The sequence below is a fragment of the Ensifer adhaerens genome (genome assembly GCF_020035535.1).
GTDB lineage: Bacteria > Pseudomonadota > Alphaproteobacteria > Rhizobiales > Rhizobiaceae > Ensifer.
Map to the genome: position 1 here is coordinate 475,632 of NZ_CP083349.1, position 20,439 is coordinate 496,070.

Here is a 20,439-nt window from a genome sequence, read left to right on the forward strand (position 1 = left end):
TCTGGCATTTGCGCGCCGAAACCACGGTTTATCATTTCCTTAAATCACGTCACGCCAACACAGGTCGCTTAACTGGAGGCGAGAGGTCTCGTTTCTCAGCGGTTGTTGATTTAGGCGATTGCGATGTTCAAGGTTCTTACATGCCTCGTGGTGGAGCATAATCCGAAGCTGGTCGCGTTGGCGGCGCTCATATGCTTCCTGTCCAGTTACGGCGCGGTGACGCTCTTGCAGCGCGCCCGGGGATCGTCCGGCAAGGCACGGACGATCTGGGCTGTCGCTGCAGGCATTGCCAGCGGCTTTGGCATCTGGGCCACCCACTTCATCGCGATGCTCGCCTACGACCCTGGAGTCGTGCTTGGCTACCAGATGGACCTGACGGCCCTGTCGTTGGCGATTGCCATTGTCCTGACCACGACTGCGCTGCTGATCGCGACCTATGTGCGGGATCGGCTGGCCTGGATCGCCGGTGGTCTGGTCCTCGGCGCCGGCGTTGCCTGCATGCACTTTCTCGGCATGGCGGCCCTCGATGTTCCCGGCGACCTGCGTTGGGATGCGACGCTGGTTGCCGCGTCGATCGTTCTCGGCTCGCTGTTCGACATCGGTGCCCTGAGGACGATTGCCCTTGTGGCCAAGCCGCTGAAGGCGAAGATCATCGCGACGCTGCTGATGACGCTCGGGATCGTCGCGCTGCATTTCACCGCCATGGGCGCCGTGACGATCGAGGTCGGCCTCGTCATGCCGGTGTATGAAGGCATGATCCAGCCCCATCTGCTCGCCTTCGTCATTGCTGGAACCGCCTTCTTCCTTCTGTCCCTGGTACTGGTTGCCGCCGGTTTTGCCCATCACGCCGAACTCTCGGCCGCTGCGACCGAACGGGAGTTCACCCGCTTCGTCCGCAGCGTGAAGGACTACGCCATCTACATGCTCGACATCGATGGCCGCGTTGCGAGCTGGAATGCCGGCGCGCAGGCCAACAAGGGCTACACAGCCGAGGAGATTATCGGCAAGAACTTCGCCTGCTTCTATTCCGAAGACGATCAGCGTGACGGTCTGCCGCGCCGCGCCCTCGAGGCCGCCGTGGCGGAGGGCAAATATGAGAACGAGGGCTGGCGCTATCGCAAGGACCGGTCGCGGTTCTGGGCCCATGTGGTGATCGATCCGTTCCTTGACGAGGACGGTAAGCACGCCGGGTACATCAAGATCGTCAAGGACATTACCAAGGCGAAGGCCGATGCCGATCGTATCGCCGAGGTCAGCAATAACCTCGACGTCGCGCTCGAAAACATGTCGCAGGGCATCTGCCTGTTTGACAGCGACGACCGGCTGCTGTTGTCGAATCGGCGCTGCCGCGAGATCTTCGGCTTCTCCGAAACGCTTGCCGGCAAGGGGCTGACCTTCCGCGAGATCCTCGATATCGTCTTTGCGCGCAACTACACGGACCCGGTCATCGCACGGGCCAAGGCCGAGGAGCTCTACCGGAAGCATCGGGTCGAAATGGTCGGAAAGGGCGGAGGAGACGTGGTGGAGAAGCTGCCGAACGGCCGCTCGATCCTGACCATACATCGCACCCTTCCGGACGGCGGCTGGGTCAGCACCTATGAAGACATCACCGAGCGCCTCGATACGGAAGAGCAAATCACGTTCCTCGCGCGCCACGACAGCCTGACGGGTCTGCCGAACCGGCTGCAGTTCAACAGCTACCTCGAAGAGGAGCTGGATGCGGCGGCCTGGTTCAACCGCAAGGTTGCCGTCATTGGCGTCGACCTCAACAAGTTCAAGGAAGTCAATGACCTGCACGGCCATGCCGCCGGCGACTTCGTGCTGGTGACGATTGCCCAGCGCGTGAAGGGCCTGCTGCTGGAGGGCGAATTCGTGGCACGTCTCGGCGGCGACGAGTTCGCAGCCGTCAAGCGCTTCGAGGAACTGGCCGAGCTCAACGACTTCCTGCGCCGCATCGAAAAGAGCCTGCACGAAGAAATGCGCTTCGGCGATTTCGAACTGAAGTCCGGCGGCAGCATGGGGGTCGCCATCTACCCGCAGGATGCGGAGACGGCAGATACGCTGATCAACAATGCCGACCTCGCCATGTACCGGGCAAAGGCCGCGCTCAACCAGACCGTCTGCTTCTACGAAGTTTCGATGGATGAGGCCGCGCGTCAGCGGCGTGCGCTTGCCAATGATCTCTGGGATGCCGTCGACAAGAAGCAGCTTGCTCTGCACTACCAGGTGCAGAAGTCGGTGATGACCGGCGTCGTCATCGGCTACGAGGTGCTCTTACGCTGGCATCACCCCGAGCGCGGAATGGTGCCGCCGAACGAATTCATTCCGCTTGCGGAGGAATGCGGCGCGATCCTGCCGATCGGTGAATGGGTGCTGCGCGAGGCCTGCCGCGAGGCTGCGGGCTGGGAGAACAATCACAAGATTGCCGTGAACCTGTCGCCGGTCCAGCTCGCCAATGGTGATATCGTCAGCCTGGTGCAGGATGTACTTGCCGAAACCGGGCTCGACCCGAACCGGCTCGAGCTTGAGATTACGGAATCGACGATTATCGACGACAAGGAGCGCGCGCTGCTGACCCTGCGTCAGATCAAGGAGCTCGGTGTCACGATCGCGATCGACGATTTCGGCACCGGATATTCGTCGCTCGAAACGCTGCGGTCGTTCCCCTTCGACAAGATCAAGCTCGACAAGAGCTTCATGTGGGAAGTGGAGGGCAGCCCGCAGGCCAAGGCGATCGTTCGCGCCATCCTGGCGCTCGGACAGAGTTTGTCCGTGCCGGTTCTCGCCGAGGGCGTCGAGACGCAGAAGCAGCTCGACATCCTGCAGGCGGAGGGCTGTGATGAGGCGCAGGGCTATCTGCTCGGCCGTCCGGCTCCATTGCCGCTCCAGTCTAGCGGCGACGACAAGGCCGCTGCCGCCTGATCCGGGCGGCGGTCTTGGTTGCCAGGGTGCATCAACAGCGACCGTGGGTCACGCGCCCACCTCGCGTCAGGATTTCGGCTTTTTTGTCGGCGATCGCCGGTAGGCCAGGCTTGCGCTATTGGCGCAACGGCGTCGGGCCGGCGCCTTCCACCAGGAAGCGCGGGAAGAAGAAGACGCCTGTTATCGTGCCGGAATAGCGCTGTTCGAGACCCGAGGATTCACCGATGCAGAACAGGGGTTGTTTCTGTCCGGCTTCTTCCAGTGCGATCGTCGTCGAAAAGCAGAAGGACGAACAGCTCGTCGCGGCCTGCTCGAACAGTTCCAGCACGTGGTTACGGTCGGCTGGGTCATAGCAGCGCACGAAGTTGAGCAGGCCACACTCGCCATCGCGCAGGCCATGGATGGCGGCCGCCTTCTCGCCAAGCCGGAACAACCCCGTGGACAGGTCGCCCGACCAGCCCTCAGACGCGCAGAATTGCTGCAGGTATTCATGATGCGGGAGGTCGAGGTGCGGCTGTCCCGGGGAGTCGAGAGGAACGGAATTTGCTCTCGTGATCTTAAACACGGTCTACCCCCGCAGAGCTCCTGAACGTCGCTGACGTCTCAGGAAAACACGTCCCAATGTGCAAATCACGCTCACCAACGACCAATACAAAAGCGCACGCCACGTGCCGTGGGCGTTCCACCATTCGAAAGGTCGCGAGATAGTAATGAAGCTCTCTGACGAAGTGATTTCGCTGGAGAGGGCGGCTAAATTTGCGATTAAATACTTATATGCTTATCGTGATTTTCTCGAAGAGATTCCGGATACACGGTTAATACAAAAAAGCTTAAGCGATTGGCCGCCCGCCTTCATCCGCTACCCAGTCTCCCGTGAATCTGCGCTCACTTGGGGCGCTGTTATAGTTCGTTTTTTTTCGACTTCAACGGTTTTTTGAAGTCCGACTACAACCGGAGGATCTTTTCTGCAGGCAGTGCGGTCGGCCGGTTCTCATTCGACCAATGGTATTGATAAAAAACAAGAAAGGCGACCCGAGGGCCGCCTTTCCGATCCGGATGGATCAATGCTGCGATAAGGCTATTGCCTTAATCACATCATGTCCATGCCACCCATTCCGCCCATGCCGCCCGGCATTGCCGGAGCGTCCTTCTTCGGCAGTTCGGCGATCATGGCTTCCGTCGTGACGAGGAGGCCAGCAACCGAGGCTGCGTCCTGAAGGGCGGTGCGAACGACCTTGACCGGGTCGACGATACCCATGGCGATCATGTCGCCATATTCGCCGGTCTGGGCGTTGTAGCCGTAGTTGTCTTCGTTCTTGTCGAGGATCTTGCCGACAACGATCGAAGCTTCATCGCCAGCGTTCTCGGCGATCTGGCGGGCCGGAGCCTGCAGAGCGCGACGAACGATGTTGATGCCGGCTTCCTGGTCTTCGTTGGCGCCCTTGACCGAGATCTTGGAGGCCGAACGCAGGAGTGCCGTGCCGCCGCCCGGTACGATGCCTTCCTGAACAGCAGCGCGCGTCGCGTTGAGAGCGTCGTCGATGCGGTCCTTCTTTTCCTTCACTTCGACTTCCGTCGAGCCGCCGACGCGGATCACGGCAACGCCGCCAGCGAGCTTGGCAAGGCGTTCCTGCAGCTTTTCGCGGTCGTAGTCGGAGGTGGTGTCTTCGATCTGGGCCTTGATCTGGGCGACGCGGCCTTCGATGTCGGCCTTCTGGCCGGCGCCGTCGACGATCGTCGTGTTTTCCTTGGAGATCGAAACCTTCTTCGCACGGCCGAGCATGTCGAGCGTGACGTTTTCGAGCTTGATGCCGAGGTCTTCGGAGATCACGGTGCCGCCCGTCAGGATGGCGATGTCTTCGAGCATGGCCTTGCGGCGATCGCCGAAGCCCGGAGCCTTGACGGCAGCGATCTTCAGGCCGCCACGCAGCTTGTTGACGACGAGCGTTGCGAGAGCTTCGCCTTCTACGTCTTCAGCGATGATGAGGAGCGGCTTGCCGGTCTGAACGACAGCTTCGAGAACCGGGAGCATGGCCTGGAGGTTCGAGAGCTTCTTCTCGTGGAGGAGAACGAAGACGTCGTCGAGGTCAGCGACCATCTTTTCCGGGTTGGTGACGAAGTAGGGGCTGAGGTAGCCGCGGTCGAACTGCATGCCTTCGACGACTTCGAGTTCGGTTTCGGCGGTCTTGGCTTCTTCAACCGTGATGACGCCTTCGTTGCCGACCTTCTGCATTGCTTCAGCAATGTCGAGGCCGATCTGACGCTCGCCGTTGGCCGAGATCGTGCCGACCTGTGCGACTTCTTCCGAAGTGTTGATCTTCTTGGCCTTGGCCTGGAGATCCTTGACGACTTCGCTGACAGCGAGGTCGATGCCGCGCTTCAGGTCCATCGGGTTCATGCCGGCAGCAACGGCCTTGGCGCCTTCGCGAACGATCGCCTGGGCCAGAACGGTTGCAGTCGTGGTGCCGTCGCCGGCGATGTCGTTGGTCTTCGAAGCAACTTCGCGGACCATCTGGGCGCCCATGTTTTCGAACTTGTCTTCGAGTTCGATTTCCTTGGCGACCGATACGCCGTCCTTGGTGATGCGCGGAGCGCCAAAGGACTTGTCGATGATGACGTTACGACCCTTCGGGCCGAGCGTGACCTTTACGGCATCAGCGAGGATGTCGACGCCACGCAGCATCTTTTCGCGCGCGGTGCGGCCGAACTTGATTTCTTTTGCAGCCATTAGAGAACTCCCGGGCTCATTGCCCATTGGTTGTCATGAAAAAGGGTGGACGACGGCTGGATCAGCCGATGATGCCCATGATGTCGGCTTCCTTCATGATCAGAAGGTCTTCGCCGTTGATCTTGACTTCGGTGCCCGACCACTTGCCGAACAGAACGCGGTCGCCAGCCTTGACGTCGAGAGCGACAACCTTGCCGCTTTCGTCACGGGCGCCCGAACCGACGGCGACGATTTCGCCTTCCTGCGGCTTTTCCTTGGCGGTGTCCGGAATGATGATCCCGCCCTTGGTCTTCTCTTCAGACTCGACGCGGCGAACGACGACGCGGTCGTGCAGCGGGCGGAAGTTGGTGCTTGCCATTAGTCTAATCCCTCGATCAAATGACACTACGGATCGCAGATGGACCCGATGGATGGGTGTTAGCACTCTCTTTTGTCGAGTGCTAGCGATGCCGAGATAAGCTTGGGTATGGGGTGAGTCAAGGATCGTGCCCAGTTTTTTTGCTGACGGCCGTTGCCCTGGACAGGCGCACCAGGCGTGGGCACAGGCAGCCTAGCCCCATTCTTGGCGAAATGTGGGCGATCGCGTCGATGAGTGGCATAGGCGGGATTTTGACGGTTGATAACCACGACAAAGTGCTGCTGCGCGGCGGGCCGCATCTGCAGTGCATTTTTCCTGGTTCTCGACACCGCCGGAATCCTTGGGAGGGTGCGCCTTTTTCGGGAGACGAGACTTGTAATCTCCTGCCTTCCTTGCCATGCAAGCCGGAAACCGTGTTTGCAGGAAGCCAGGATGGCCGCAAGGATCAACAGTTTTCGCGAAATCGCCAAGCGCTACGATGTCGTTCTGTGTGACGTCTGGGGCGTTCTTCACAACGGCGTGCAGGCTTTCGCCTCCGCCTGTGAAGCATTGGCCGAGGCGCGCGCCGCCGGACTGACCGTCGTGCTGATCACCAATTCGCCGCGCCCGAGCCCGATGGTGAAGGTGCAGATCCGCAGTCTCGGCGTGCCCGACGAAGCCTATGACCGGATCGTCACCTCGGGCGATGTGACCCGGGCGCTGATCGCTGCTGCCGACAAGAAGATCTTCTTCATCGGCGCCGAGCGTGACCTGCCGCTACTCGAGGGGCTGGGGACGCAGATCGTTTCCTCGGAAGATGCCGAGACGGTCGTCTGCGCCGGCTTCTATGACGACGAGACCGAAACGCCGGAGCACTACCGCGCGACCCTGACGGGCCTTGCCAAGCGCAAGATCCCGTTCATCTGCGCCAACCCGGACCTCGTCGTCGAGCGTGGCCACAGGCTGATCCCCTGCGCCGGCGCGATCGCCAAGCTTTATGAAGAGTTGGGCGGCGAGGCGCGCATCGCCGGCAAGCCTTACATCGCCATCTATCGCGCAGCCTTGGGCGAGGCGAAGGCCGCGCGCGGAGCGATTGACCTGACCCGTGTCATCGCTGTTGGCGACGGCATGCCGACGGACGTCAAGGGTGCGCAGGATGCGGGGCTCGATCTGCTCTATATTAGTGCTGGCATCCACGCCCAGGAATATATGAACGAAAGCCGGACCGACGAGGCGAAGCTTGCCGCTTTCCTGAAGAAGGAGGGCGCATCGCCGAAATACTGGATGCCACGGCTCGCCTGACGGGAAGACGGAGATGACGGTTTTTCATCGCAACGAGACCCGTGACCCGCTTCCGGAGCACTTACGCGGCGGCGTCGTCGCGATCGGTAACTTCGACGGCGTGCACCGCGGCCACCAGTCGGTGCTCAATCGGGCGCTGGAAGAGGCGAAGGCGCGCGGCGTGCCGGCGCTTGTCCTCACCTTCGAGCCGCATCCGCGCACCGTCTTTCGTCCCGACACGCCGGTCTTCCGGTTGACGCCGGCGCCATTGAAGGCGCGGATCCTCGAGGGCATGGGCTTCGGTGCCGTCATCGAGTATCCGTTCGATCGCACTTTCTCGCAGCTTTCCGCGAGCGACTTCATCCACCGCATCCTGCTCGAATGGTTGCATGCCTCGCATGTGGTGACCGGCTTCGATTTCCACTTCGGCAAAGGTCGCGAAGGTGGCCCGGCCTTCCTGATGGCCGCCGGTGGCGATAATGGCTTCGGTGTGACGCTCGTCGATGCGTTCCGCGACGAGAATGCGTCGGTTATCTCTTCGAGCTACGTCCGCTCGTTGCTCGGCGAAGGCGATGTCTCGCAGGCGGCGGGCATGCTCGGCTACCACTACCTCGTCGAAGCGGAAGTCATCGGCGGCAAGAAGCTTGGTCGCGAACTCGGCTTTCCCACCGCCAACATGAGGCTCGCACCCGAGGTGGAACTCAGGCCCGGCATCTACGCCGTGCGCTTCCGCCGGGCCGACGGCTCGCTCTACGACGGTGTAGCAAGCTTCGGACGCCGCCCGACGGTCGATAACGACGGCGAGCCCTTGCTCGAAACCTTCGTTTTCGACTTCTCCGGCGATCTCTATGGCGAGATCTGTACCGTCACCTTCTTCGGTCATCTGCGCGACGAGCTGAAGTTCGACGGGCTCGATCCGCTTGTGGCGCAGATCCGTCAGGATGAGGCCGAGGCGCGGGCGCTGATCTCCGGCGTGTCGCCGCTGGGTGATATCGACCGCAAGCTCAACTTCGACCGATAAAAGATTTCGGCGTTGCTGCGGCGGCGGACCTTTTCAAAAGGCCGAAAACGCCTTAAACAACCGGCCACCATGACCCGGCACCGTCGATTGATCATCGATCAGCGAATTATTGGCCCGGCCTTCCGCGCGCTTTAGTCAGCCGGAAGGTCCGGGATTTCGGCGTTTCCGACGCCCCAGTCATCTCTCGATACCGAGCCCATTTCGTATGCGCGAACCTTCGCGCGAAGAAGCGATTGCAAAAACCATGACCGACACCGCTGAAAAGATCGACTACTCCTCGACCCTCTATCTGCCGCAGACGGAGTTTCCGATGCGCGCTGGCCTGCCGCAGAAGGAGCCGGAAACGGTGGCCCGCTGGCAGAAGATGGGCCTCTACAAGAAGCTGCGTGCCTCGGCCGCCGGCCGCGACAAGTTCGTGCTGCATGACGGCCCGCCCTATGCCAACGGCAACATCCATATCGGCCATGCGCTGAACAAGATCCTCAAGGACGTCGTCAACCGCTCGTTCCAGATGCGCGGTTTCGACGCCAACTATGTGCCCGGCTGGGACTGCCACGGTCTTCCGATCGAATGGAAGATCGAGGAGAAGTACCGCGAGAAGGGGCAGAACAAGGACGAGGTTCCGGTCAACGAGTTCCGCAGGGAATGCCGTGACTTTGCCGCCGGCTGGATCCAGATCCAGGCGGAAGAATTCAAGCGTCTCGGCATCGAGGGTGACTTCGACAATCCCTACACGACGATGAATTTCCACGCCGAAGCGCGTATCGCCGGCGAACTGATGAAGATCGCCAAGCTCGGGCAGCTCTACCGCGGCTCGAAGCCGGTCATGTGGTCTGTCGTCGAGCGCACCGCGCTTGCCGAGGCCGAAGTCGAATATGCCGACGTCGAGAGCGACATGATCTGGGTGAAGTTCCCGGTCACCGAAGGTCCTGATGATCTCGCCGGCACCTTCGTCGTGATCTGGACGACCACGCCCTGGACCATCCCCGGCAACCGCGCCATCGCCTTCTCTTCGCGCTATGCCTACGGCCTCTACGAGGTTGCTACTGCCGAGAACGACTTCGGTCCGCAGCCGGGCGAGAAGCTGATCTTCGCCAAGCGTCTGGCGGACGAGTCTGCGGCCAAGGCCAAACTCACCTTCAATTTCGTCCGCGACATCGAAGGTTCCGAACTGGCGGCCGTTACCTGCGCCCATCCGCTGCACGGTCTCGGCGGCGGTTATGCCTTCAAGGTGCCGTTGCTCGACGGCGACCATGTCACCGACGATGCAGGCACAGGCTTTGTGCACACCGCACCCAGCCACGGCCGCGAGGACTTTGATGCCTGGATGGACAATGCGCGTGCGCTTGAGGCCCGTGGCATCTCGTCGGCAATTCCGTTCACCGTCGACGATGCCGGCTACTTCACCGCCGACGCCCACGGCTTCGGCCCGGACGCTGAAGGTGGCGCCGGCCGCGTCCTCGACGACAAGGGCAAGAAGGGCGACGCCAACGATCGCGTCATCAAGGCGCTGATCGCCCGTCATGCGCTGTTTGCCCGCGGCCGCCTGAAGCACTCCTACCCGCACTCCTGGCGCTCGAAGAAGCCGGTGATCTTCCGCAACACGCCGCAATGGTTCGTCTACATGGACAAGGCCTTCGGCGACGGCACGACGTTGCGTTCGCGCGCGCTCTCGGCAATCGACGACACCCGCTTCGTTCCCGGCGCCGGCCAGAACCGCCTGCGCGCGATGATCGAGGGCCGTCCGGACTGGGTTCTCTCGCGCCAGCGTGCCTGGGGCGTGCCGATCGCCATCTTCGCCGATGACCAGGGCGAGATCCTCATCGACGAGGCCGTCAACGAGCGCATCCTTGAAGCCTTCGAAAAGGAAGGCGCCGACGCCTGGTTCGCCGAAGGCGCCAAGGAGCGTTTCCTCGGCACCGGCCACGACCATGCCAAGTGGCACCAGGTCATGGACATTCTCGACGTGTGGTTCGATAGCGGTTCGACACACACCTTCACGCTTGAGGACCGTCCGGACCTGAAGTGGCCGGCCGACGTCTACCTCGAAGGCTCGGACCAGCATCGCGGCTGGTTCCATTCCTCGCTGCTCGAGGCTTGCGCCACGCGCGGCCGCGCGCCCTACAACGCCGTTGTCACCCATGGCTTCACCATGGATGAGAAGGGCGAGAAGATGTCGAAGTCCAAGGGCAACACCGTCACCCCGCAGGAGGTGATGAAGGATGCCGGCGCCGACATCCTGCGCCTGTGGGTGATGACGACGGACTATTGGGAAGATCAACGCCTCGGCAAGACGATCATCCAGACCAACATCGACGCCTATCGCAAGCTGCGCAACACCGTCCGCTGGATGCTCGGCACGCTCGCCCACGACAAGGGCGAGGAGATCGCCTACGCCGAGATGCCGGAACTCGAAAAGCTGATGCTGCATCGCCTTGCCGAGCTCGATCAGCTCGTACGCGAGGGTTACGATGCGTTCGACTTCAAGAAGATCGCCCGTGCGTTGATCGATTTCTCGAACGTCGAGCTCTCGGCCTTCTACTTCGACGTTCGCAAGGACGCGCTCTACTGCGACGCGCCGTCGAGCCTGCGCCGCCGTGCAGCACTCGCCGTCATCCGCAAGCTCTTCGATTGCCTCGTGCTGTGGCTGGCGCCGATGCTGCCCTTCACCGCTGAAGAAGCCTGGCTGTCGCGCAAGCCCGATGCGGTCTCGGTGCATCTCGAACAGTTCCCGGCGATCCCTGCGGAATGGAAGAACGATGCTCTCGAAGCCAAGTGGGACAAGATCCGTGCGGTCCGCACGGTCGTCACCGGCGCGCTCGAGATCGAACGCAAGGACAAGCGTATCGGCTCGTCGCTGGAAGCGGCACCGGTTGTCCATGTCGCCGATCCGGAGCTCCTGAAGGCGCTGGAAGGTCAGGACTTCGCCGAGATCTGCATCACCTCGGGCATCGTGATCGAAGCCACGGAAGGTCCTGCGGATGCGTTTCGCCTTGCCGACGTGGCCAAGGTGAGCGTCGTGCCGAAGCTCGCCGAAGGCCAGAAATGCGCCCGTTCCTGGCGGATCACGACGGATGTCGGTTCCGACTCTGTCTACCCCGACGTGTCGGCTCGTGATGCCGTTGCCTTGCGCGAACTTGGTTTCAAGGCTTAACGCATTGTTACCGGATGAATTGCACTCGTTGCGTTCATCCGGTAAAACCTGCCCGAAATTTGGCGGATTTCTCCGCCATGGGCGCTTGAGTGGCCGCGCTGACCGGTGGCCGGCTGGAAGGAATCTCATGGAAATGACGCGAGAGTTGCGAGTGTTTGCCAGCGTGGCCGCTATTCTGACGAGCGGCCTGGTGCTTTCGGGCTGCATCGGCGGCCCGACCTACGGCACGGACAAGACGGCCGGCGAACAGCTCATGGACGACCTCGGCAGCGTCGCAAGCTTCGGCCCGCCGAAGCGTGATCCGGTCAAGTATCAGCCGCGCCCAGGTCTCGTTCTGCCGCCGTCGGCGCAGCAGACGGCGCTCGTCGAACCACAGAAGTCGCTTGCCAACCGCGAGTCGAACCCGGAATGGGTCGAGTCTCCGGAAGAGGTTCGCAGCCGTCTGCGTGAAGAGGCCGACGCGAACAAGAACAACCCGAACTACGTTTCCCCGCTCGCCAAGGCCAGCGCCAACGGCCGCCGGCTCTCGGCCAAGGAGCAGCAGGAAGCCTATCGGGCGGCCCGCAAGATCGAGATGGGCGCCTATTCCGACAAGCGCCGCTTCCTGAGCGATCCGCCGCTCGACTACCGCCGTCTGCCGGAGGGGACCGAGACCGATTTCGGTGAACCGGAGAAGGACAAGGAGCGCCGCCGCAAGAAGGAGGCGCAGATCAAGAACACCGGCTCCAAGTGGTATTGGCCCTTCTAAGCTGCGCATAAGCCATGACAATCAACATTCGCAACGCTCGCCCGGAAGACGCGGAAACCATCCTGCGCTTCATTACAGAACTTGCCGTCTACGAGAAGGAGCCCGACGCCGTCGAGGCGACGGTCGAGATGTTGCAGGCCTCGCTCTTCGGTCCGGGCGCGATAACTCGCGCCGTGATCTGCGAGAAGGACGGCAAGCCCGCGGGCTTCGCCATGTGGTTCTACAACTATTCGACCTGGCAGGCGCGCAAGGGTCTCTACCTTGAAGACCTCTACGTCACGCCCGATTGCCGCGGCTCCGGTGCCGGCAAGATGCTGCTGAAGCATCTCGCGAAGATTGCCGTCGAGGAAGGCTGCGGTCGCTTCGAATGGAGCGTGCTCGACTGGAACGAGCCTGCGATCCGGGTCTACGAATCGGTCGGTGCAGAACCGATGTCCGAATGGACGCGCTACCGGCTCGCCGGTGTGGCCCTCGAAAACTTCGCTGCCGACTGAGGCAATCTCAAAAGCGTCTGAAACGGGATCTCGTTGACGCGAGGACTTGTATCACCGCTTCCCGGTGAAGAAGCCCCTGAGGATGTCGGCGGCCTCCCGCTCGGCGAGGCCCGAATAGACGTCCGGCACGTGATGGCAGGTTGGCGAACCGAAGAAGCGCACACCGCTGTCCACACCGCCGCCCTTCGGATCATCCGCACCATAGTAGAGGCGGCGGATGCGGGCGAATGAAATCGCCGCCGCGCACATGGTGCAGGGTTCGAGGGTGACGTAGAGATCGGCACCCGTCAGCCGTTCATCCCCAAGGACAGCGGACGCCTCGCGGATGGCGACGATCTCGGCATGTGCGGTCACGTCGTTGAGTTCGCGGGTGCGATTGCCGGCGCGGGCGATGATCTGGCCATCGAAAACGACCACGGCGCCGATCGGCACTTCGCCGCGTTCTGCCGCTCTCCTGGCCTCCTCGAGGGCCGCATCCATGAAGCGTGTCGTCTCAGCCATCGCTCAAACAATAATTTCTCTTAACCCACGGGCCGCGACCTGATAGGACAGCCGCAAAAGGCAGGCAACACAAATGACATCCAAAGACAAGCCCACACGGCCTGGCGGCAAGTTCGCCGGCCGGGACAAGAAACCGCATTTCGCCGAAAACAAGGCTGGCGCGCCGAAAAAGGCTGCCGGTTCAAAGGCTGGCGGCCCCAAATCCTTCGGATCGAAGGCTTCCGGCCCCAAGGCTGGCGCTTCGCGCCCGGCAAAGGAGCGCCCGAGCGCGGCTGCTCCAGGTGCCGACGAGCCGCAGCGCATCTCCAAGATCCTGGCGCGCGCCGGCGTCGCCTCGCGTCGCGATGTCGAGCGCATGATCATGGAAGGTCGCGTCAAGCTCAACGGCGTCATCCTCGACACCCCGGTGGTCAACGCCACGCTTGCCGATGCGATCGAGGTCGATGGCCAGCCGATCCGCGGTATCGAGCGCACGCGCCTCTGGCTCTATCACAAGCCGGCCGGCCTGGTGACCACCAATGCCGATCCCGAGGGCCGCGCGACCGTATTCGAGAACCTGCCTGACGAATTGCCGCGCGTTCTTTCCATCGGCCGCCTCGACATCAACACCGAGGGCCTGCTGCTTCTGACCAACGACGGTGGTCTTGCGCGCGTGCTCGAGTTGCCCTCCACTGGCTGGCTGCGCCGCTACCGCGTGCGCGCCCATGGCGAGATCGATCAGGAAGCGCTTGACAAGCTGAAGGACGGCATCGCCGTCGACGGCGTGCTCTATGGCGCGATCGAGGCGACGCTCGACCGCGTCCAGGGCTCGAACGTCTGGATCACGATGGGGCTTCGCGAAGGCAAGAACCGCGAAATCAAGAACGTGCTCGGCGCGCTTGGTCTGGACGTGAACCGTCTGATCCGCATTTCCTACGGACCGTTCCAGCTCGGCGAACTGCCGGAAGGACATGTCCAGGAAATCCGCGGCCGCACGCTGCGCGATCAGCTTGGGCCGCGCCTGATCGAGGACGCCAAGGCAAACTTCGACGCACCGCTTTACAATGATCAGGCGGCAACCGTTGCCGGCGATGGGGCGGACGATGATGCCGGCGAGACGCGCCGGCCTGAACGTGCCAACCGCTGGGAAAAGCCCGAGGACAAGCGCGAGCGTGCTCTGTCGCGGCTCGACACCCGCCGCGACGATCGTCGCGATGGCGGCCGCAAGGAAGGCCCTCGCGGCAAGGGTGGCCCGCGCGAAGACCGCGACGCCAAGTTTGAGGATCGGCCGAAGCGCGCGCCGGCACAGCGCGCCCGCACCGCCAATGTCTGGATGGCACCGGGCGCCCGCCCGCTGGCCGAAAAGAAGCCGAAATCCGCCGAGGGCGATGCCATCGAGAAGCCCGCCCGTCGCGAGCGTCCGGACGGCGCGCCGAAGACCAAGCGCTATGGCCGTAGCAAGGACGGCTTCGCAACCAAGACGACAGGCAAGTTCGACCCGGACCGCAAGGGCGGTTCGCCCAGGGACTTTGATCGCCCGGCTTCGGCCGCGCCGGTCAAGCGTCGGGACGAAGAGGGCGAATGGATCAGCGCCAGCGAGCCTGCCCGTCGCGGCAAGGACGAGGGCCGTGACGGCGGTTTCGGCCGGCGCAAGGCGGGCGATGCGGGCGACCGCAGGTCGCGCGATCACGGTGACCGTCCTGCGCGCCGCGAAGGCGGTGACCGTCCGGCCCGTTCTGAAGGCGGACAGCGCAGCTACTCGGACAAGCCACGGTTCCCGCGCGCCGACGGCGATCGTCCTCAGCGTCGCGAAGGTGGTGACCGCCCACGCGGCGATCGGCCTGCGCGCGCCGAAGGTGGCCCGCGCAGCTATTCCGACAAGCCGAGAGCACCACGCGCCGACGGTGATCGTCCGCAGCGTCGCGAAGGCGGCGAACGTCCGTTCGGCGATCGTCCGCCACGCCGTGAGGGCGGTGACCGTCCGTTTGGCGACAAGCCTCGCGGCAAGTCCTTCGGTGGCAAGCCATCCGGCGGAAAATCCTTTGGCGAACGGTCTGGTGGTCCGCGCGGTGGCAAGCCTGGCGGTGGTAAACCCGGCGGCGGACGCCCCGGTGGCGGCGGACGTCCGGCCGGCGGCGGTAAGCCGCGCGGCAGAGGACACTAAGCGGCGGTGCGTATCGTCGGTGGAGAGTTTCGGGGTCGCAGCCTGGCGACCCCCAAGTCCAGCGATATCCGTCCGACCACGGACCGGACGCGTGAAAGCCTGTTCAACATCCTGAGCCATTCCTATCCGGAGGCACTCGACGGCACCCGAGTGCTCGACCTTTTTGCAGGCACCGGCGCCGTCGGCTTCGAGGCCCTCTCACGCGGGTGCCGGCAGGCACTCTTCGTTGAGCAGAGCGTCGAGGGCAGGGGACTACTGCAGACGAACATCGAGACGCTCGGCCTGCAGGGACGGGCCAAGGTCTTCCGCCGTGACGCCACCAGCCTCGGCGGCGTCGGAACGATGGAGCCGTTCCATCTCGTCTTCGCCGATCCGCCCTATGCAAGGGGTCTCGGCGAGAAGGCATTGGAATCGGCTGCTGTCGGCAACTGGCTCGTTCCCGATGCACTGGTGATCCTCGAAGAGCGGGCGGACGTTCAGCCGGCCCCGACCGCCGTGTTCGAAAGTCTCGACGTCCGGGTCTTCGGTGACACGCGCATGCATTTCTATCGGTTCCGCGGTGCCTGACGTCATATTTTCGATTTCCTTGCGACGATAGGCTGTCGCCGACCATGCAGGTTTCCTTATCCCGCGCCTGAAGGCGATCTTCTGCAGAATTTGTCCTTAAACCGATGCCGATTTGAGGAACTATGCCGAAGCGGAGGACATGCCGATGAAGCAGGATCTTTCGATGACGAACGGGGCGGTGCAGGCCTCCAGCCAACCGACCGTGGCGCTGGCGCTCGGTGGCGGTGGCGCACGCGGGCTCGCGCACATTCACGTCATCGAGGCGTTGGACGAACTGGGCATTCGCCCGGTGGCGATCGCCGGTTCTTCCATCGGCGCGATCATGGGCGCCGGCATGGCGGCCGGCATGCGTGGCGAAGAGATCAAGGCGCACACGCTTTCGACCGTCGGCCATCGCCGAGAGGTCCTCAATCGGCTCTGGCAGCTGCGGCCGTCGAGCCTTTCCGAAGCCATGGCGAACGGCTTTCGCTTCGGGCAATTCAATGTCGAGCGTGTCCTCAGGGCCTTTCTGCCGGAGGCTATTCCGCCGAAGTTCTCGGATCTCGGCATTCCGCTCAAAGTGGTTGCCACGGACTACTATGGCCAAACCGAACACATCTGTGAAAAGGGTGACCTGTGGCAGGCGCTCGCGGCCTCGGCCGCCCTGCCTGCGATTTTCATCCCGGTGAAGATAAGCGGGCGGGTGATGATCGATGGCGGCATCTACAATCCGATCCCCTTCGATCACCTGCGCGGGCTCGCGGATATCGTCATCGCTGTCGATGTCGTTGGCGGTCCGGATGGCGATGGCAAGACGATCCCGAGCCGCATCGACAGTCTTTTCGGCGCGAGCCAGTTGATGATGCAGTCGATCATCGCGATGAAGCTGAAGGAAGGCGCTCCCGATATCCTGTTGCGTCCCGATGTCGGTCGCTACCGGGTGATGGATTTCCTGCGGGCCAAGGACGTGCTGAGCGGAACAGTGGCGATCAAGGACCAGCTGAAACGGGCACTCGACGAACGAATGCGGGCGCCGAGGCTCAAGTAAGCCTCGACGACTGACAGGCCCGCACGGTCGGTGCAAGCGAGGCTATGCGTTCTCGCGCTCGTCCACAGGAAGTCCCGGCAGGATCCTTTCGCCCGTTTCCTGGGAGTGATCGACCTCGCGCTTCGGCTTGACCAGCGGTTCCGGACGCACTGGCCTTGAATGCAGCATGTCGCGACCGGCGGTGATGCCTTCCGCCTCCTGCAGCACGAGGCGTGCCTCGTCGCGCTTGCGGATATCGTCCATGATCGCGATTGCGTCGTCGTCACCGACCCCCAACGCCTCCAGCGACTTGCGGCCGAAGAGCAGGCCGGACTCGAAGGTCTCGCGCAACTCGTAATCGACCCCCTTGGCGCGCAGCTCGAGCGTATGCAGGCGGTCGTAGGAACGGGCGAAAATACGGGCGTTCGGATATTCCGATTGCACGAGGTCGACGATGTGGTCGGTCGTTTCCTTCTTCTGCGTGCAGACGGCGACGATCTTTGCCCGCTCGATGCCGGCGGCGCGCAACACGTCGAGCCGGTTGCCGTCGCCGAAATAGATGCGGAAACCGAAGGTCGCGGCCTGGCGCACGCGGGCGGCGGAATGGTCGATTATGGTCACGTCGCGGCCCCCGGCGAGCAGGATCTGCGCGGCAATCTGGCCGAAGCGGGAAAAGCCGATCATCAACACGTCGGCGCCCGCGCCTTCGAAATCTTCGTCGATCTCCTCGTCCAGCTCGTCCTGTTCGCGCATCAGCTTAGGTGCCAGCATCGAGGCGAGCGGCGTCAGTGCCATCGACAGCGTCACGATTGCGACCAGCAGCGAGGCGTCTCCGTCGGAGAAGACGCCAGCGGCGGCTGCCGCCGTGAACAGGACGAACCCGAATTCGCCGCCCTGTGGCAGAAGCAGGCTGATGCGCACCGCGTCGTTGTGCTGCGATCCGGTGAGCCGGCAGATCCAGTAGAGCACCAGGCTCTTCAGCGCCATCAGGAGCGGCACGGCAACGATGATCAGCTGGTATCGCTCGACAATGACGCCGAGTTCCAGCGACAGGCCGACGGCCATGAAGAACAGCGCCTGCAGGATACCGCGGAACGGCTCGATGTCCGCTTCAAGCTCATGGCGATACGAGGATTCCGCCAGGAGCACGCCGGCGAGGAAGGCGCCCATGGCCATGGAGAGGCCCGCGAGCTGCATCATGGTCGCGGCGCCCATGACGACGAGCAGGGCTGCGGCGATCATGACGTCGCGGGCGCCCGTACGACCGATGATTTGGAACAGAGGGTTCACGAGGTAGCGCCCGGCCGCAAAGAGGACGACGATCGCCGTGGTGGCGACCGCGAAATCCTCGAGTGGCGTCGTCGTATCCTCGGGCTTCTGAGCCGCCAGGAGCGGGATCAGCGCCAGCAACGGCACGATCGCCAGATCCTGCAACAGGAGAATGGAGAAGGATCGTTGCCCGTAGCGCGTATTGCGATCGTTGCCTTCGTCGAGAATCTGCATGGCAAAGGCGGTCGACGAGAGGGCGAGGCCGAAGCCGGCGATGATGCTGCCGCCTTGTCCGATTAGCCCGAGGGCATAGATGAGAGAAGAGAGCACGATGCCGGTCAGTACCACCTGTGCGGTGCCGAGACCGAATATATCGCGCCGCATCTGCCAGAGGCGCGACGGTTTGAGTTCGAGGCCGATGATGAACAACAGGAACACGACGCCGAGTTCCGAGACGTGCAGGATTTGCTCGCCCTCGGTGATGCTTTGAGCGACCGGACCGATGAGCACGCCGGCGGAGAGATAGCCGAGAATCGTGCCGAGGCCGAGCCGCTTGAAGATTGGTGCGGCCACCACTGCGCCGCCAAGCAGCATCAGTGCTTGAGAATAGATGATCGGTGTCGTTGCCATGCCTGCGGCTTTCACTATTGGGCACCCAGCCCCCGACGAGGAAGCTTTGGAGAGTGTTCATTTGCGGTGTACGGGGCGGGAATCAGGCCGATGCCCTTGATGCCTGCGTCACTGCACAATAAATGGGGCAGGAATGAAAGGCTACATCATGTCCGACACGATCGATTCTGCCGACCTCGAAAAACGCGCCTCCGAACTCGTGGACCTCGCCCGAAAGGCTGGCGCCGATGCGGCCGATGCCGTGGTGGTGCGCGGGCGCTCCCGCTCCGTCTCCGTACGCCTCGGCAAGGTCGAAGCGACGGAGGCCTCTGAAAGTGACGATTTCTCGCTTCGCGTTTTCGTCGGGCGGCGCGTCGCCAGTGTTTCGGCCAATCCGGGCTTCGATCTGAAGCTGCTTGCCGAACGCGCCGTCGCCATGGCCAAGGCCTCGCCGGAAGATCCCTTTGCCTCGCTCGCAGATGCGGATCGGCTGGCAAAGTCCTATCCGGATCTCGATCTTTTCGATCCGACCGAGGTTTCCACGGAATCGCTGACGGAAGCCGCCCTTGCCGCCGAAGAGGCAGCCCTTGCCGTCGCCGGCGTGACCAATTCCAGCGGCGCCGGCGCCTCGGCCGGCATGGGCGGTCTGGTGCTCGTCACCTCGCATGGCTTCTCCGGCTCCCACATGGCGACACGCTTCGGCTGCTCCGTCAGCGCGATTGCCGGCGAGGGCACGAAGATGGAGCGTGACTACGACTACGACAGTCGCCTCTATGTCGGCGATCTCAGACCTGCCGAGGAGATTGGTCGCCTTGCCGGCGAGCGTGCTGTGGCGCGCCTCAATCCGCGCCAGGTGTCGACGGCCAAGAACGTTACCGTCGTCTTCGATCCGCGCATGGCCCGCGGTTTCGTCGGCCATCTGGCCGGTGCGATCAACGGTGCGGCCGTTGCCCGCAAGACGAGTTTCCTGCGTGACCGGATGGGCAAGCAGGTGATGAAGGCCGGCCTGTCCGTGACCGATGATCCGCTGATCGTGCGCGGTTCCTCCTCGCGTCCCTTCGACGGCGAAGGCGTCAGCGGTTCGAAGCTCGCGATGGTCGAGGATGGGGTGCTGAACCACTGGTTCCTGTCGACATCCGCGGCCGCCGAGCTCGGCCTTCAGACCAACGGCCGCGGCGTGCGCGGCGGCCCGACGGTCAATCCGGCCTCGACCAATCTGGCACTCGAGCCGGGTTCCATCTCGCGAGAGGATCTGATCCGCGGTGTTGGTAACGGCTTCTACGTCACCGAGCTGATCGGTCAGGGGGTCAACATGGTGACCGGCGAATACAGCCGCGGCGCCTCGGGATTCTGGATCGAGAACGGTGAACTCACCTTTGCCGTCTCCGAAGTCACGATTGCGTCCAATCTCAAGGACATGTTCATGGCGCTGACACCGGCCGACGACATCGATCGCAAGTTCGGTGTCGCGGCGCCGACGCTCGCCATCGAGGGCATGACGCTCGCTGGTCTCTAGAGCAATCCCCGTCTGGGGTTGAGTCATTTCAAATGGCTGGATCAGCTCACCGTTTCGGTGAACTGATCTGAAGGCCGAAGGAAGAGAGGCGCAGCGACCTGCGCCGATCCCGCCCACGTGTTATAGGAGAGGCGGGCTGACGG

At 62.9% G+C, this 20,439-nt stretch carries 16 protein-coding genes; 11 read left to right on the plus strand and 5 right to left on the minus strand.

Annotated features, from left to right (window positions below; all coding sequences use genetic code 11):
• Positions 1–123 precede the first annotated feature (123 nt).
• Positions 124–2,922 (plus strand): EAL domain-containing protein, encoded by a 2,799-nt coding sequence (locus tag LAC81_RS02300; RefSeq protein ID WP_223726563.1) that lies wholly within the window; start codon positions 124–126, stop codon positions 2,920–2,922.
• Between the two features lie 115 nt (positions 2,923–3,037).
• Here the strand turns inward: LAC81_RS02300 and LAC81_RS02305 are convergent, their stop codons facing one another.
• Entirely contained in the window at positions 3,038–3,487 is a 450-nt protein-coding gene (locus LAC81_RS02305) for a hypothetical protein (protein WP_223726564.1), read from the minus strand.
• Positions 3,488–3,545: 58 nt separating this feature from the next.
• Here LAC81_RS02305 and LAC81_RS02310 point away from each other — a divergent pair, with 58 nt between their 5' ends.
• On the plus strand, positions 3,546–3,860 hold the full coding sequence (locus LAC81_RS02310; RefSeq protein WP_223726565.1) for a hypothetical protein: 315 nt from the start codon (positions 3,546–3,548) through the stop codon (positions 3,858–3,860).
• A 152-nt stretch (positions 3,861–4,012) separates the two neighbouring features.
• Here the strand turns inward: LAC81_RS02310 and groL are convergent, their stop codons facing one another.
• Positions 4,013–5,650: a chaperonin GroEL gene (groL, locus tag LAC81_RS02315; RefSeq protein ID WP_223726566.1), complete on the minus strand. Its 1,638-nt coding sequence runs from the start codon at positions 5,648–5,650 to the stop codon at positions 4,013–4,015.
• 61 nt (positions 5,651–5,711) lie between these two features.
• Positions 5,712–6,008: a co-chaperone GroES gene (gene groES / locus LAC81_RS02320; RefSeq protein ID WP_004675403.1), complete on the minus strand. Its 297-nt coding sequence runs from the start codon at positions 6,006–6,008 to the stop codon at positions 5,712–5,714.
• A 432-nt stretch (positions 6,009–6,440) separates the two neighbouring features.
• Between groES and LAC81_RS02325 the strand changes: the two genes are divergently transcribed.
• From LAC81_RS02325 to LAC81_RS02345, 5 genes are all read left to right on the plus strand, one after another.
• A complete protein-coding gene (locus LAC81_RS02325) occupies positions 6,441–7,289 on the plus strand; it encodes a TIGR01459 family HAD-type hydrolase (RefSeq protein ID WP_034800971.1) in 849 nt (282 codons plus the stop codon).
• 13 nt (positions 7,290–7,302) lie between these two features.
• Positions 7,303–8,289 (plus strand): bifunctional riboflavin kinase/FAD synthetase, encoded by a 987-nt coding sequence (locus LAC81_RS02330; RefSeq protein ID WP_223726567.1) that lies wholly within the window; start codon positions 7,303–7,305, stop codon positions 8,287–8,289.
• A gap of 244 nt (positions 8,290–8,533) precedes the next feature.
• A complete protein-coding gene (gene ileS, locus LAC81_RS02335) occupies positions 8,534–11,443 on the plus strand; it encodes an isoleucine--tRNA ligase (protein WP_223726568.1) in 2,910 nt (969 codons plus the stop codon).
• Positions 11,444–11,570: 127 nt separating this feature from the next.
• On the plus strand, positions 11,571–12,191 hold the full coding sequence (locus tag LAC81_RS02340) for a hypothetical protein (protein WP_223726569.1): 621 nt from the start codon (positions 11,571–11,573) through the stop codon (positions 12,189–12,191).
• A 14-nt stretch (positions 12,192–12,205) separates the two neighbouring features.
• Positions 12,206–12,685 (plus strand): GNAT family N-acetyltransferase, encoded by a 480-nt coding sequence (locus tag LAC81_RS02345; protein ID WP_223726570.1) that lies wholly within the window; start codon positions 12,206–12,208, stop codon positions 12,683–12,685.
• A 51-nt stretch (positions 12,686–12,736) separates the two neighbouring features.
• Here LAC81_RS02345 and LAC81_RS02350 read toward each other — a convergent pair whose 3' ends face one another.
• The gene (locus tag LAC81_RS02350) at positions 12,737–13,186 is read right to left on the minus strand and encodes a nucleoside deaminase (RefSeq protein WP_223726571.1); all 450 of its coding nucleotides are present in this window, start codon (positions 13,184–13,186) and stop codon (positions 12,737–12,739) included.
• Between the two features lie 73 nt (positions 13,187–13,259).
• Between LAC81_RS02350 and LAC81_RS02355 the strand changes: the two genes are divergently transcribed.
• The 3 genes from LAC81_RS02355 (at position 13,260) to LAC81_RS02365 (ending at position 16,923) form a co-directional block, all read left to right on the plus strand.
• Positions 13,260–15,329, plus strand: a complete 2,070-nt coding sequence (locus LAC81_RS02355; protein ID WP_223726572.1) for a pseudouridine synthase — start codon at positions 13,260–13,262, stop codon at positions 15,327–15,329.
• A gap of 6 nt (positions 15,330–15,335) precedes the next feature.
• Positions 15,336–15,896 carry a 16S rRNA (guanine(966)-N(2))-methyltransferase RsmD gene (gene rsmD / locus LAC81_RS02360; protein ID WP_223726573.1) on the plus strand — a complete coding sequence of 187 codons (561 nt, stop codon included), beginning with the start codon at positions 15,336–15,338 and terminating at the stop codon, positions 15,894–15,896.
• Positions 15,897–16,041: 145 nt separating this feature from the next.
• Complete coding sequence (locus LAC81_RS02365; RefSeq protein ID WP_223726574.1) at positions 16,042–16,923, plus strand: patatin-like phospholipase family protein; 882 nt, start codon at positions 16,042–16,044, stop codon at positions 16,921–16,923.
• Between the two features lie 42 nt (positions 16,924–16,965).
• Here LAC81_RS02365 and LAC81_RS02370 read toward each other — a convergent pair whose 3' ends face one another.
• Entirely contained in the window at positions 16,966–18,801 is a 1,836-nt protein-coding gene (locus LAC81_RS02370) for a monovalent cation:proton antiporter-2 (CPA2) family protein (RefSeq protein WP_223726575.1), read from the minus strand.
• 148 nt (positions 18,802–18,949) lie between these two features.
• Between LAC81_RS02370 and LAC81_RS02375 the strand changes: the two genes are divergently transcribed.
• On the plus strand, positions 18,950–20,296 hold the full coding sequence (locus LAC81_RS02375) for a TldD/PmbA family protein (RefSeq protein ID WP_223727877.1): 1,347 nt from the start codon (positions 18,950–18,952) through the stop codon (positions 20,294–20,296).
• Positions 20,297–20,439 lie beyond the last annotated feature (143 nt).